This window comes from Pseudomonas sp. XS1P51 (genome assembly GCF_054897845.1).
The window spans coordinates 1,541,959-1,555,584 of the sequence record NZ_CM142707.1 but is presented as its reverse complement, the minus strand read 5'-3'; the positions used below and the strand labels follow the sequence as shown (position 1 = coordinate 1,555,584).

9 protein-coding genes are annotated in these 13,626 nt (G+C 60.3%); 4 read left to right on the top strand and 5 right to left on the bottom strand.

Translation table 11 applies throughout. The features are described from left to right. Positions 1–168: 168 nt before the first annotated feature. Complete coding sequence (locus tag ACYZUD_RS07095) at positions 169–1,224, bottom strand: tetratricopeptide repeat protein (RefSeq protein WP_462023284.1); 1,056 nt, start codon at positions 1,222–1,224, stop codon at positions 169–171. A gap of 204 nt (positions 1,225–1,428) precedes the next feature. Here ACYZUD_RS07095 and ACYZUD_RS07090 point away from each other — a divergent pair, with 204 nt between their 5' ends. The 3 genes from ACYZUD_RS07090 to ACYZUD_RS07080 are packed head-to-tail and all read left to right on the top strand — an operon-like array spanning position 1,429 to position 4,736. After that, a complete protein-coding gene (locus tag ACYZUD_RS07090) occupies positions 1,429–3,576 on the top strand; it encodes an FUSC family protein (protein ID WP_462023283.1) in 2,148 nt (715 codons plus the stop codon). Further along, on the top strand, positions 3,566–3,766 hold the full coding sequence (locus tag ACYZUD_RS07085; protein ID WP_008026537.1) for a DUF1656 domain-containing protein: 201 nt from the start codon (positions 3,566–3,568) through the stop codon (positions 3,764–3,766). The genes ACYZUD_RS07090 and ACYZUD_RS07085 overlap by 11 nt, the downstream gene beginning before the upstream one ends. Positions 3,767–3,770: 4 nt before the next feature. Next, positions 3,771–4,736 carry an HlyD family efflux transporter periplasmic adaptor subunit gene (locus tag ACYZUD_RS07080; RefSeq protein WP_462023282.1) on the top strand — a complete coding sequence of 322 codons (966 nt, stop codon included), beginning with the start codon at positions 3,771–3,773 and terminating at the stop codon, positions 4,734–4,736. Between the two features lie 204 nt (positions 4,737–4,940). Here ACYZUD_RS07080 and ACYZUD_RS07075 read toward each other — a convergent pair whose 3' ends face one another. From ACYZUD_RS07075 to ACYZUD_RS07060, 4 genes are all read right to left on the bottom strand, one after another. After that, the gene (locus ACYZUD_RS07075) at positions 4,941–6,362 is read right to left on the bottom strand and encodes an efflux transporter outer membrane subunit (protein WP_462023281.1); all 1,422 of its coding nucleotides are present in this window, start codon (positions 6,360–6,362) and stop codon (positions 4,941–4,943) included. Continuing rightward, complete coding sequence (locus ACYZUD_RS07070; protein ID WP_462023280.1) at positions 6,359–9,538, bottom strand: efflux RND transporter permease subunit; 3,180 nt, start codon at positions 9,536–9,538, stop codon at positions 6,359–6,361. Before ACYZUD_RS07070 ends, ACYZUD_RS07075 begins: the two co-directional genes overlap by 4 nt. Positions 9,539–9,550: 12 nt before the next feature. After that, positions 9,551–10,804, bottom strand: coding sequence for a multidrug efflux RND transporter periplasmic adaptor subunit MexE (mexE, locus tag ACYZUD_RS07065; RefSeq protein WP_462023279.1), 1,254 nt, complete (start codon positions 10,802–10,804; stop codon positions 9,551–9,553). A 321-nt stretch (positions 10,805–11,125) separates the two neighbouring features. Next, positions 11,126–12,043, bottom strand: a complete 918-nt coding sequence (locus tag ACYZUD_RS07060) for a LysR family transcriptional regulator (RefSeq protein WP_462023278.1) — start codon at positions 12,041–12,043, stop codon at positions 11,126–11,128. Between the two features lie 269 nt (positions 12,044–12,312). Here ACYZUD_RS07060 and ACYZUD_RS07055 point away from each other — a divergent pair, with 269 nt between their 5' ends. Beyond that, positions 12,313–13,335, top strand: a complete 1,023-nt coding sequence (locus ACYZUD_RS07055) for a zinc-dependent alcohol dehydrogenase family protein (RefSeq protein WP_462023277.1) — start codon at positions 12,313–12,315, stop codon at positions 13,333–13,335. The last annotated feature ends 291 nt before the right edge of the window (positions 13,336–13,626 follow it).

Genomic DNA, 13,626 nt, shown 5'->3' with positions numbered 1-13,626 from the left:
TAGGGGAAACGAGGCAGCAGGCCTGAAGTGCCTGAATGGGCTGCCTGATCACTTGACCCTTGGCCGCGAAGAGCGTTCACACTTTTTTGGTGGTGAAAGCGAAAGATCGAAGCCTGCTCTACATGGGAGTACGGTCGCCCTGTAGGAGCTGCCGCAGGCTGCGATCTTTTAAAGCCCCTGTTGCAGGGCGGGATCGTCAGGATTGAGCTGTTCCAGTTGCGCCAGCAGGATCTGCACGTTCTGCAGCTGCCCGCTTTCCTTCCAGTAATTGATCAACAACACCCGAGCCTTGCGGTCGGCCGGGTGGCGCTGGACGATTTCCTGCAACTGTTTCTGCGCCGCTTCCAGTTCTTGTTGACCGTGCAGCGTGGTGGCCAGATCGTAGCGATAATCTTTGTTGTCCGGCTCCAGCTCGACCGCTTTGGAAAGGCCGAGCAGGGCGAATTCACTTTGACCGTGATGCAGCAACCACAGCCCCAATGCATGTTGCAGGTAGGCCGAATCGGGCTGGGCCTTCAATTGCCTGGCCAGCAGCAGGCGGGCGGCATCGCTTTGGCCCTGTCGGTCCAGCACGTCGATCTGCATCACCAGCGCCGGCAGGTTGCCGGGGTCGAGACGCAAGGTGTTATCCAGCGCCAGTTGCGCCTCTTTCAATTCGGCATTGTGCAAATGAAGCCTGGCCAGTTGATATTGGTTTTCGGCGCTTTGCGGCGCGCTGTTGAGCACCTGCTCCCAGGCGTCGATGGCTTGCTGCAAAGGCCCGAAGTACAAACCAAGATCGTCCGGCGAAAGCCCCAGCAGCGCGTTCACCGTAGCAAAACGCACGCTCTGTTCGCTGTCGTCGAGCAACGGTCCCAACAGCAGACTGCGCTGACCGCTGGGTACCAGGCCGCTGATGCTTTTGATTGCGGCGATGCGCACGTCCGGGGACTCATGCTGCAAGTCCGCATCCGCCAGCTTCAGGGCCACGGAGCTGGGATAGTTGGGCAGTTCGGCATGCAGCCAGATGCGCCGTTTGGGCGAAATATCGGGGCGGGCCAATTGCTGGTAAAGCACCCGTGCGGCGCCCGGTTGACCTGCCCGAGCCTGAGTCAGCGCTTCACTGTAGCCGCGCCTGATCGCTTCCGGCACCACCGGGGTTGTGCTGCGCAGGAAAAGCCAGGCGAGGCCGATGGCAAACAGGACGCAGAGGCTGATGATCAGGTAGCGGCGGGACTGGGGCATGCAGGAATCCGGGAGCTGGCAAGCTTTTGCAAGGCTGCCAGCTTCGGTCAGGCAGGGCTGTGAGTCAAACCCGGACTCAGTTCCGTACGTCGTCAGACGGTTCTACGCATTCTCGTCTGTCGGTGATTTTGCCTACAGGTTGTGTCGACACTGAAACCCCGTCGAGGACCCGAAGCAGTGTCTACGCTTGCTGGAGATGTCTCTATGAGCGCTCCCATGCAACCACTGCTTCAGTATTTCAAGGCGATACTCAACCCCGGGCCAGGGGTGCTGTTGTTTGCCTTGAGAACCATCGTGGCCGGATTGTTGACGCTGTACCTGGCCTTCCTGTTCGACCTCGACCAGCCCAAGTGGTCGATCATGGCGGTGGTCATCATCAGTCAGCCATTGGGCGGCATGGTCCTGGCCCGAAGTTTCGGCCAGGTCATCGGCACCACCCTCGGGGCGGCCGTGGCGGTGTTGATCATGGCGATCTTCCCCCAGGCGCCCGTGCCTTTCATCCTCACCCTGGCCTTGTGGCTGGCGTTGTGTACCGCCGGCGGCACCTTGTTGCGCTATACCAGTTCCCAGGCGTTCGTTCTGAGCGGGTACACGGCAGTGGTTGTGGCGCTGCTGGCGGTGCCCGATCAGGAGGGCACGTTCCTGCTGGCCGTCACCCGGGTTACTGAGACATTGCTGGCGGTTGCCTGCGTCTGCGTCGTCAGCCTGCTTACCGCGCGCCCGGAAACCGTGGCCCGGGACTACTTCGCCAAGATCGATCAAGTCATCAAGCTGCTCGCGACCCACGCAGCAGCCGTCATCCGAACCGAAGAAAGCGAGGCCGATTTCCACCGGCGGCAAATGCTGCTGCTCGGCACTATCAGTGCTCTGGAGGGTGTCCGTCGGCATTTGTATTACGATGCGCCACGTTTGCGCAGCGCTAACGGGTTGGTGCAGTTACTGGGCAATCAACTGGTGCTGCTGACCTCGCGGCTGACAGCGCTGCGTCATCAGCGGGAACTGCTGACCGAGCGTTGGAAAGGTGCGCTGCCCGAAGAAATACAGCTTTTACGAACCGAAGAGCTGGCCTTTCTCGATGAGCTGGCCCGACAGGGGCGTTCGTTATCGACCGAGGCCCGGCACCATTTCGCGGCGCTGCAACAACGTTTCGATGACCAGGCCTACAAGGCCGAACAGCTCACCGAGACGATGCCCGCCACATTGCGTTCACTGGCCTGGGCACTGCGCTGGGAGCAGGCGCGGATGTTGGAGCAGATGGGGCAGGTTCTGGAACTGAGCGACGCGATCCAGGAGGGGCGCGAAGCCAGTTGCGTGTTCCGCGGCCAGGATAATCCGTTGCACCTGGACTTCACCTTGGCGGCGATGAACGCGATTCGGGCATTTACGGCGTTGCTGGTGGCCGGTCTGATCTGGATCGAGACCGCATGGGACGGGGCCCGTGGCGGGATGATCGTGGTGGGGGTTCTGTGTTCCCTGATGGCGACTTTTCCGCGACCGCTACTGGCCGCTCAGAGTTTTGCCAGGGGGCTGGGGCTGGCTCTGGTGATATCCGCGTTCTATCTGTTCATGCTGGTGCCAATGATCAGCGACTTCGAGCTGCTCGCCTTGCTGTTGGCGCCGTTGTTGTATGCCGTCGCGGTGGGGCTGGCCAGTCCGCCAACCACCGGCACGGGCATTGGCCTTGGGTTGCTGACGTTTCTGCTGCTGGGGCCGCAAAACGTTGGGCTCGGCCAGGCCACGGCGACCCAGTGGTTCGAATTTGCTGGCGCCTATGTCTACGCCGCCACGCTGGCGTTGAGTGTCTACGCCCTGATCTTTCCGTTCAGGCCCGCGCTTCGGATACGTCGCCTGTTCAATGAGAACCGTGAGCAGGTCTACGCTTTGCTGAAAACGCCAGCCACCGATGAGCAGCAATTCGCGTTTGAAAGTCGCATGGTCGATCGCCTGACCATGATGTTGGGATTGTTGCCGGCCATCAACGACAAGCATTCCAGCGAGCTGTTCGAAGTCAGCCTCGGGTGCATGGCGCTGGGTGTGGCTTTGAACCAGCTCAGGCAACAGGGGCAAAGCAACACCTTGCTGAGTACAGAACAACAAAACCGTTTGCTGGCAGCGGTCCGTGAGACAGGACGATTGGTGGCCGGGCGGCCCGGGATTGACCTTGAACAGTTGCTCGGAAACCTGCGCGTCCTGGGCGATGAAATGGACGACTTGCATTTGGACGTACATGAACACCTGTGGTCGGTATTCAGGATGCGCGTGGCGTTGCTGATCGTGGTGTCGTTTCTGGAGCGTCATCGCGAACACTTTCAACCCGACGACGTGGAAGGAGTGCCGACCCTTGCCCATTGATCTGGAAGTAGGTGGCGTCTATTTACCGCCGATCGCCCAGGCGCTGCTGCTGGCCTTGCCGATTTTTCTGCTGCTGGACTGGACCTTGCGCCGTCTGGGCGTGCTGCGTTTCGTCTGGCATGAAGCCTTGTTCGAGGGCGCGTTGTACGCCTGCGTTTGCGCAACGCTGATTCTGGTGATGGGAGCCTGATGCCTTGAAGAAGATCCTTGCCCGACTCGTAACCGTGGCGGTGGTAGTGCTGGCCTTCGTTCTCGGCGGGTTCGCCTGGGAGCATTACACCCGCGCACCCTGGACCCGGGATGCGCGCGTGCGTGCCGATGTAGTGACGTTGTCCGCCGATGTCTCGGGGCGCATCGTCAACTTGGGCGTCCAGGACAACCAGCATGTCGAGAAAGGTCAGTTGCTGCTGGAGATCGACCCGGCGCGCTACGTCCTGGCCGTGGAGCATTCAAAGCGCCAGGTGGAAGTTTCCAAAGCCGCCCTCGGTCAATCCGAAGCGACGATTGTCGCCAGTGAAGCGCTGCTCCGGCAGCGTCAGAGTGAAGAGCGTCGACGGCGTACCCTGAAGCAACGGTTCGCGATCTCGGGCGAAGAATGGGAGAAATCCAGCACGGAAGTTGCGGTGGCGCAGGCCGAGTTGTTGCGCAACCAGGCGAATCTGGGTTTGGCCCAGGCCAACGTGCAGTTGGCCATCGCGGCGTTGACCCAGGCCGAACTGGACTTGCAGCGCACGCGGGTTCAGGCGCCTGTCAGCGGTTACGTCACCAACCTGCTGACCCGTCAGGGCGACTATGCCGCAGCCGGTGGTGCGCTGTTGGCGCTGGTGGACAGCGATTCGTTTTATGTCAGCGGCTACTTTGAAGAAACCAAGCTGCCACGCATCGAGGAGGGCGACCGGGTCAGGATCGAATTGATGAGCGGCGAGACCTTCGGCGGTACGGTGCAAAGCATTGCCTTCGCCATCGCCGACCGGGAGAACCTGCCGGGTGGTCGATTGCTGGCCAACATCAACCCCAGCTACACCTGGGTCAAACTGGCGCAACGGGTACCGGTGCGAATACAGATCGATGCTGATTATGCCGCGAAAAACCGCCTGCGCGCCGGCACCACGGCCACCGTAACCGTTCAGGAAAACCGCAATTCTCAAGATCACCGCTGATCCCCTGTGGGAGCGAGCCTGTTCGCGATAGCGGCGGCTCAGTCACCACCATTATTGAATGTGCATCCGTCATCGCGAGCAGGCTCGCTCCCACAAGGATCCACACTGCCTTCTGGACAGGCAAAAAAAAGCCCCGCGACCGAATGAGGCGCGGGGCAAAAAAAATTGGTTGGTTGCGGCCAACCAAAGGAGCTCTTGCAACCGTTACTTGCTGGCGACCGTCTCCGGCTGCCAGCCGCCACCGAGGGCCTTGTAGATCGCGACAATGCCGCGATACAGATCGACTTCAGCCTGGGCCTGGGTATCTTCGGCCGCCAGGCGTTCGCGCTGGGCATCGAGCAGGACGAGGAAGTCCGCAGTGCCTTCGCGGTAGCGAATTTCAGCCAGGTCGGCAGCGGCGCGGCTTGATTCACTCTGACGAATCAGCGAGATCAGGCGCTGCTGACGTTTGCCGTAGTCGCTGAAGGCGTTTTCCGATTCTTCCAGCGCCAGCAGCACTTGCTGCTCGTAAGTCGCCAGGGCGCCTTCGGCTTCAGCATCGGCGCCGCGCAAACGGGCGCGCACGCTGCCCAGGTCGAACGCAGCCCAGGTGATGCTTGGGCCCAGTGCCCAGGCGTTGGCCGCCGAGGAACCGATCTGCGAACCGCGCCCTGCGGTGAAGCCAAGGAAACCGCTGAGGCTGACACGTGGGAACAAATCAGCCTTGGCCACGCCGATACGGGCGGTGGCAGAGGCCAGTTTGCGCTCGGCGCTGAGGATGTCCGGGCGACGTTGCAGCAATTCACCCGGATCACCGATCGGCAAGGCCTTGGCGATCGCAGGCAAGTCTTTTGGACTCAGGTCGACGGTCAGCTTGTCCGGCCGCTCACCCAGCAGGGTGGCGATGCGGTTTTTCTGCCGAACCTGTTCGGCCTGCAATTGCGGCACGCTGGCTTCGACAGAGGCCAGGCGTGCATCGGCGCGGACCACATCGAGCTGATCGCCGACACCGGCATCACGCAGGCTTTCGGTGATCTTGCGCGATTCCTGCTGGTTGTTAAGGTTGGCCAGGGCAATCTTTTCACGCAGCTGTGCACCACGCAGTTGACCGTAGGCGTCCACCAGTTCGGCAATCATGGTGACTTGCAGTTGGTACAGATCGGCTTCGGCAGCCTGCTGTTCGGCATCGCTGGATTCCAGATTGCGCTGGATGCGGCCGAACAGGTCCAGTTCCCAGGCCATGTCCAGACCCAGGTCGTAGCGTTCGCTATTGACCCGTTGGGTGGTCTGGCCAGGAATCTGGCCCTTGCCCAGATCACTGCTGGCGCGGCTGGTGATGGTCGGCATCGCGTCATTGCTGGCGTCGTCGCGAATCGCCCGAGCCGCTTTCCAGCGCGCGAAGGCGACGCGTAAATCACGGTTGCCTTGCAGCGATTGCGTCACCAACTGGTTGAGGGTCGGGTCTTCGAACTGCTGCCACCAGATGCCTTCGAAGCGTGCGCGGTCGAAGTTCTTCTGACCGGCGGCGCCATCGGTGGCGGTGGTGATGTTGGCCGGCTCAGTGGCTGGGGTCTTGTAGTCCGGGCCGACGGCACAGGCGCTGAGGGCCAGTACCAGCAGGCTCGGCAGGAAGGCTTTCAGGCTCATTGTTGCGCCTCCAGTTTCAGGGCCTTGGCCGCTTTGCGCTTTTCACCGCGCTCCACAAAGTTACGAATCAATACGTAGAACACAGGCGTCAGCAGCAGGCCGAAGAAGGTCACTCCGAGCATCCCGGAGAACACCGCCACACCCATGGCGTGACGCATTTCGGCACCGGCACCACTGGAGAACACCAGAGGCACAACACCCATGATGAACGCGAAGGAAGTCATCAGGATCGGCCGCAGACGCAGACGGCAAGCTTCCAGCACCGCAGCCAGCGGGCCCATGCCTTCTTCCTGTTTATCCTTGGCAAACTCGACGATCAGAATCGCGTTCTTACAGGCAAGCCCCACCAGTACGATCAATCCGATCTGGGTAAAGATGTTGTTGTCGCCCCCCGAGGCAATCACACCGGTGATGGCCGACAGCAGGGTCATCGGTACGATCAGGATCACCGCCAGTGGCAGGCTCCAGCTTTCGTATTGAGCCGCGAGTACCAGGAACGCCAGCAGTACGCAGAGCGGGAACACGAACAGCGCGGTGTTACCGGACAAAATCTGCTGGTAGGTCAGGTCGGTCCACTCGTAGGTCATGCCGTTCGGAAGTTCATCCTTGAGCAGTTTCTCGATGGCCGCCTGAGCCTGGCCGGAGCTGTAGCCTGGGGCTGCGGCACCGTTGATTTCAGCGGTGATAAAGCCGTTGTAGTGCATCACGCGGTCCGGGCCCGAGGTGTCGCTGACCTTGATGAAGGTCGCCAGCGGGATCATCTCGCCTTTGTTGTTACGCACTTTCAGCTGACCGATCTGGTCCGGCTCGAGACGGAACTGCTGCTCAGCCTGAACGTTGACCTGATAAGTACGCCCGAAGCGGTTGAAGTCGTTGGCATACAGCGAACCCAGGTAGATCTGCAGGGTGTCGAAGATGTCACTGACGGCCACGCCGTGGGTCTTGGCTTTTTCCCGGTCGATGGCGGCATCGACCTGCGGCACGTTCACCGTGTAGCTGGTGAACAGGGCGGCCAGTTCCGGCACGTTGTGGCTCTTGGTGATGATGTTCATGGTTTCTTTGTACAGCTCGTCGTAGCCCAGGTTGCCCCGGTCTTCGATCTGCAGGCGGAAACCACCGATGGTGCCCAGGCCTTGTACCGGCGGCGGCGGGAAGATCGCCATGTAGGCTTCTTGAATCCCGGCGAACTGGCCGTTCAACGCACCGGCAATCGCACCGGCGGACATGCCCGGGTCTTTACGCTCATCGAACGGTTTCAGGGTCACGAACACGATGCCGGCGTTAGGACTGTTGGTGAAACCGTTGATCGACAGGCCAGGGAAGGCCACCGCACTTTCCACGCCAGGCTGTTTCAGGGCCAGGTCGGACATGCGTTTGATCACGTCTTCGGTACGGTCCAGGCTCGCCGCATCCGGCAGTTGCGCGAAGGCCACCAGGTATTGCTTGTCCTGGCCGGGTACGAAACCGGTCGGGGTGCTGGAGAAACCAAAGAACGTCAGCACCATCAGGCCTGCGTACAGCAGCAAGGCGATACCGCTGCTGCGGATGACTCGGCCTACCGTGCCGACATACGTGTGGCTGGCCTTGTCAAAGAAGCGGTTGAACGGACGGAACAACCAGCCACCGAAGATCTTGTCCAGAACCCTGGAAAAACGGTCTTTCGGCGCGTCGTGGCTTTTGAGCAATACCGCAGCCAGTGCAGGCGACAGGGTCAGCGAGTTGAACGCGGAGATCACTGTCGAAATCGCAATGGTCAGGGCGAACTGCTTGTAGAACTGCCCGGTCAACCCGGAGATGAACGCCGCCGGGATGAACACCGCACACAGCACCAGCGCCGTTGCGATGATCGGACCGGTCACTTCACGCATGGCGCGCTTGGTCGCTTCGACCGGGGTGAGCCCCAGTCCGATGTTCCGCTCGACGTTCTCCACCACCACGATGGCGTCGTCCACCACAATACCGATGGCCAGTACCAGGCCGAACAGCGACAGGGCGTTCAGCGAGAAACCGAACAAGTGCATCACTGCAAACGTACCGATCAGCGAAACCGGCACCGCCACCAACGGAATGATCGAGGCACGCCAGGTTTGCAGGAACAGGATCACCACCAGAACAACGAGGATCAACGCTTCGAAGAGGGTGTGAACCACCGCCTCGATGGAGCCGCGCACGAAGATCGTCGGGTCATAGACGATGCTGAAGTCCATGCCTTCCGGGAAGTTCTTCTTCAGTTCGGCCATTTTCTCCCGAACGTCGTTGGAGATCTGGATCGCGTTGGAACCAGGGCGCTGGAAGATCGGGATCGCCACCGCCGGTTGGTTATTCAGCAAGGAACGCAGGGCGTACTGGCTGGAACCCAGCTCGACGCGGGCGATGTCTTTGAGGCGAGTGATTTCACCGTTGTCGCCGGAGCGAATGATGATGTTCTCGAACTCTTCTTCAGAGACCAGACGCCCTTGGGTGTTGACCGACAACTGGAAGCTGGTGGCATTCGGCGCAGGAGGCGCGCCCAGGGCACCGGCAGCGACTTGACGGTTCTGCTCGCGAATGGCGTTAACCACATCGGTCGCGGTCAGGTTGCGCGAAGCGGTCTTGTTCGGATCGAGCCATACCCGCAGGGAGTAGTCGCCCATGCCGAACAGCTGCACATCACCGACACCGCCCAGACGCGCCAGCTCATCCTTGATGTTGAGCAAGGCGTAGTTGGACAGGTAGAGCATGTCGTAGCGTTTGTCCGGCGAGGTCAAGTGGACCACCATGGTCAGGTCCGGAGAGGCCTTGTCCACGGTGATACCAATGCGCGTCACTTCCTCGGGAAGCTTCGGCTCGGTCCGGGTTACACGGTTCTGAACCTGTACCTGCGCGTTATCCAGGTCAGTACCCAGGGCGAAGGTGATGGTCAGGGTGATCTTGCCGTCAGCGGTGGACTGCGAGGACATGTACAGCATGTTCTCGACGCCGGTGATGGCTTGCTCCAGCGGAGCGGCCACGGTTTCACCGATGACTTTAGGGTTGGCACCCGGGAAGTTGGCACGGACCACAACGGTCGGTGGCACCACTTCCGGGTATTCGCTGATCGGCAACTGGAACAGCGAGATGGCGCCGGCGATCAGGATCAGCAGCGACAGCACCGCTGCGAAGATCGGCCGTGAAATGAAGAATTGGGAAAAATTCATCGTAGAGATCCCTTAACCGCGTGGGGTCGCAGCAGCCAGTTTCACAACCGAACCCGGCGCGCCTTTGGCAGGTGCGACTTTGGGCAGGTTGCTGGCTTCCAGCGCTTGTCGTTGTTGAGCCAGAGCGGCGAGGGTTTGTTCGCTGGCCATCGGGATCACTTCAGGGGTGACCGGCGAACCAGGACGTACACGTTGCAGGCCCTTGACGATGACGGTGTCGTCCTTGTTCAGGCCGCTGCGCACGATGCGCAGACCTTCGATTTTCGGACCCAGCTCGACCGCGCGGTAGGCCGTTTTGTTGTCGGCATCCATCACCAATACGAACTTTTTACCCAGGTCGGTACCGACCGCTTCATCGTTGATCAGGACGGCAGAATAGGTGCCGCTACCGACCAGTTTCAGGCGGGCATAAAGGCCTGGGGTGTAAGCGCCGTCGCTGTTGTCGAACACCGCACGACCGCGAATGGTGCCGGTTTTCGGGTTGACCTGGTTGTCGACGAAGTTCATCACGCCCTGGTGCGGGTTGCCGTCTTCGTTGGACAGGCCGAGGTAAACCGGGGTGGTTGCACCGCGTTTGCCCTGGCGAGCGAGCTGGGTGTACTTGAGGAACACACGCTCGTCGGCGTCGAAGTAGGCGTAAACCTTGTCGGTGGAAACGACGCTGGTCAGCGCCGTGGTATCGGCGGTCACCAGGTTGCCGGCGGTGATTTCCGCGCGGCTGACGCGACCGCTGATCGGCGCGGTAACGCGGGTGAAGCTCAGGTTCAGTTTGGCCAGGTCCAGTTGCGCCTGAAGGGCGCCGACAGCGGCACGGGCTTCTTGAGCCGCGCTGGTGCGCGAATCGGCCAACTCGGCGGAGATCGCGTTGCTGATGCGCAGGCGCTCACCGCGCTGGGCTTCGTTTTCGCTGCGGGTGGCATTGGCGCGGGACTGGGCAACCAGGGCTTCGAGACGACGGACCTCGGCCTGGAACGGACGCGGGTCGATCTGGAACAGCAGGTCGCCTTTCTTGACCAGTGCGCCTTCAGTGAAGGCCACTTCATCGATCTGACCGGAGACCCGTGGACGGATTTCCACGGTTTCAGGCGCTTCAAGGCGCCCGGTGAATTCGTCCCACTCGTTGACAGGTTGCTCCAGCACCTTGGCCACGCTGACCTTGGCTGCGGGCATAGTGGCGGCCGTGTCCGGAGTCTTGCCGCAGGCGCTCATCACCAGCACGGCCAACAGGGCCAGAGGGAAGCGCAAATGTTTGAGTGATTGTTCCATGGATGCATCCGCCAATGTATTGAGAATGGACGGATGATGCTCGGCGAGGTGGTATGGCACGAATCGAATGAAGCGAAGGTAACTATCATTCGGAATGATATAAGCGCCAGGCAAGCCCTCTAGCATGCGCCTGTCGTTAGGCGGCTATCAATTGAATTGATGACAATTCAGTGTTGCTGTGGATGCAAAAGTAAGGAGTGAAATCGAGTCGTGGCCATCGCGAGCAGGCTCGCTTCCTTAGGGGATTTGCGAACACCACAGATCCAATGTGGGAGCGAGCCTGCTCGCGATAGGGCCAGAAGCCCTCATACAACATCAGGATCAGGCCAGACTGTCGGGATCCCCGAAGAACATCTGAATCCTAGACCGCAACCAACGCTCCCCAGGATCATTATCCTGCGACCCACGCCAGGCCATGTGCAATTCAAAGCTGCGCACCGGCAACGGCGGATCTTCAGCCCGCACACCACCGGCCGCCGTCAACGCTTCAGCCGTGTAGTCAGGCACGGTGGCGACAATATCGGTCCCGCTGATCAGCGTGCTCAGCCCGTTGAACTGCGGCACTGCAAGCACCACATGCCGTTTGCGCCCGAGTTTTTCCAGCTCTTCATCTATAAAGCCGCTCAGGTCACCGGCGAACGACACCAGCGCATGGGGGCGGGCGCAGAAATCATCCAGGCTCAACGGCCCCGGCACGGTGTCGGCGCGCAGCAGCTTGGGCATGCTGCGGCGCAGCACTTTGCGCTTGGCGTTCGCCGGCAGGTCGGTGGTGTAGCTGACGCCGATGGAAATCTCGCCGGACGCCAACAATCCCGGCATCAGGATGTAGTTGACCCGACGCACCACCAGCACAATCCCCGGTGATTCGGCGCGCAGGCGCTTGAGCAGCATCGGTAGCAAGGCGAACTCGACATCATCCGACAGGCCGATGCGGAACACCGCGGTGCTGGTGGCCGGGTCGAACTCCGCCGCGCGGCTGACGGCGGTGGAAATCGAATCCAGGGCCGGGGAGAGCAGGGCGAAGATCTCTACTGCCCGGGCGGACGGCTCCATGCTGCGGCCGGTGCGCACGAACAATGGGTCATCAAACAACCCGCGCAGGCGCGAGAGCGCCGCGCTGATGGCCGGCTGCCCGAGGAACAGTTTCTCCGCAGCGCGGGTCACACTGCGTTCGTGCATCAATGTTTCGAAAACGATCAACAGGTTCAGGTCGACACGACGCAGGTCATTACGATTCATCTGGAGTCCTGGCAGAGTCATCAAGCTTGACGAGAGCGGCCATATGAGAACAATGGCCGGCATGAATATTACGGGGAAAGGCTGGTACTCTGCACCGAGTAATTCAGATTTCCTACCAGGGCTGGTACGGCTTCCTACGACATTTGACGATGTTGCCGCCGATGCGGAATCAATGACAGGCATGTCGACTATTAATAGCCACTGATAGTGTTGGGTAGAAAGCCCAGCTAGAGTTCAGGGCATTAGAGGTTTCTTTGGCGAGGTTTGCGATGTCCCGCACGATTCGTTTTCACAAGTTTGGTCCAGCCGAGGTGCTCAAATGCGAAGAGCATGCGGCCGTTCTGCCTGCACCGGGCGAAGTGCAGGTGCGCGTCGAGGCAATCGGCATCAGCTGGTACGACATTCTCTGGCGCCAGAACCTGGCCCCGTCCCAGGCGCGTCTGCCTTCAGGCCTTGGCCATGAAATGTCCGGCGTTGTCACGGCGGTCGGCGAGGGCGTCGATGACCTGAAAATCGGTGACAAGGTCGCCAGTTTCCCGGCAGAAAGCCCCAACGATTATCCGGTCTACGGCGAGCAGATCGTATTGCCGCGCTCGGCGCTGACCCGCTATCCGGACGTGCTCAGCCCGATCGAAGCCAGCGTGCATTACACGCCGCTACTGATCGCCTATTTTGCCTACGTCGATCTGGCACGGGTAAAACCCGGGCAATTCGCCCTGGTGACCGACGCCAGTCACTGTGCCGGTCCGTCCTTTGTACAGCTGGGCAAGGCCCTGGGTATTCGGGTCATTGCCGCCACCAAAACAGCGGAAGAACGTGAATACCTGCTGTCCCTGGGTGCCGAGAAAGTCATCGTCACCGAAGAACAGGATTTGCTGATGCAGATCAACAAGATCACCAACAACCGCGGCGTGGACGTTGTGTTCGACGGTCTCGGTGGTCCGCAAATGTCGTTGCTCGGCGATGTGCTGGCGCCTCGTGGCAGCCTGGTGCTGTACGGTCTGCAAGGTGGCAACCAGACGCCATTCCCGGCCTGCGCGGCGTTCCAGAAGAACATTCAGTTCTTTGTGCACTGCATCGGCAACTTCACCGGCAAGCCGGAACTGGGCATCATCCAGGACCAGGTCGCACTGCAACGTGCCTTGCGCGACATCAACCAGCTGACCGCCGACCGCGTGCTGCTGCCGCTCAATACTCGGGTCTTCCCGTTTTCCGAGTTTGTCGAAGCGCACCGCTACATGGACGAATGCCCATGCCGCGAACGGGTCGCCCTCCAGGTCGAACCTGCGTAACCCCCCCTTGAAGAGTCCGTGTCCCCACGGACTCTTTTGCTTATGTCCTTCCCCAAAATGAGACGTTCCGTCGACCTGTCGATGGAGCCGTTCAGCAACTGAACTGGTTTTTGCTCTCGATCTGTATCTTCTAATCAGCAAGTAAGCCCTGATAATTGAATGATTACTTTCATCTCAAGGAATGAGTCATGGCTGGGTATCAGGCTGATACTTTTCAATGCGCATTGTTGATAAATACCCGACAAACAGTTCGTCGTTTCGCAGTTGCCAAAAAAATACGGGCAACTTCTT

What these genes read in the sequence shown, in the direction of transcription:
- ACYZUD_RS07075 (WP_462023281.1), bottom strand. Translation starts at nt 6,362, where the DNA reads ATGAGCCTGAAAGCCTTCCTGCCGAGCCTGCTGGTACTGGCCCTCAGC.
- ACYZUD_RS07055 (WP_462023277.1), top strand. Translation starts at nt 12,313, where the DNA reads ATGTCCCGCACGATTCGTTTTCACAAGTTTGGTCCAGCCGAGGTGCTC.
- ACYZUD_RS07070 (WP_462023280.1), bottom strand. Translation starts at nt 9,538, where the DNA reads ATGAATTTTTCCCAATTCTTCATTTCACGGCCGATCTTCGCAGCGGTG.
- ACYZUD_RS07060 (WP_462023278.1), bottom strand. Translation starts at nt 12,043, where the DNA reads ATGAATCGTAATGACCTGCGTCGTGTCGACCTGAACCTGTTGATCGTT.
- ACYZUD_RS07090 (WP_462023283.1), top strand. Translation starts at nt 1,429, where the DNA reads ATGAGCGCTCCCATGCAACCACTGCTTCAGTATTTCAAGGCGATACTC.
- mexE (WP_462023279.1), bottom strand. Translation starts at nt 10,804, where the DNA reads ATGGAACAATCACTCAAACATTTGCGCTTCCCTCTGGCCCTGTTGGCC.
- ACYZUD_RS07095 (WP_462023284.1), bottom strand. Translation starts at nt 1,224, where the DNA reads ATGCCCCAGTCCCGCCGCTACCTGATCATCAGCCTCTGCGTCCTGTTT.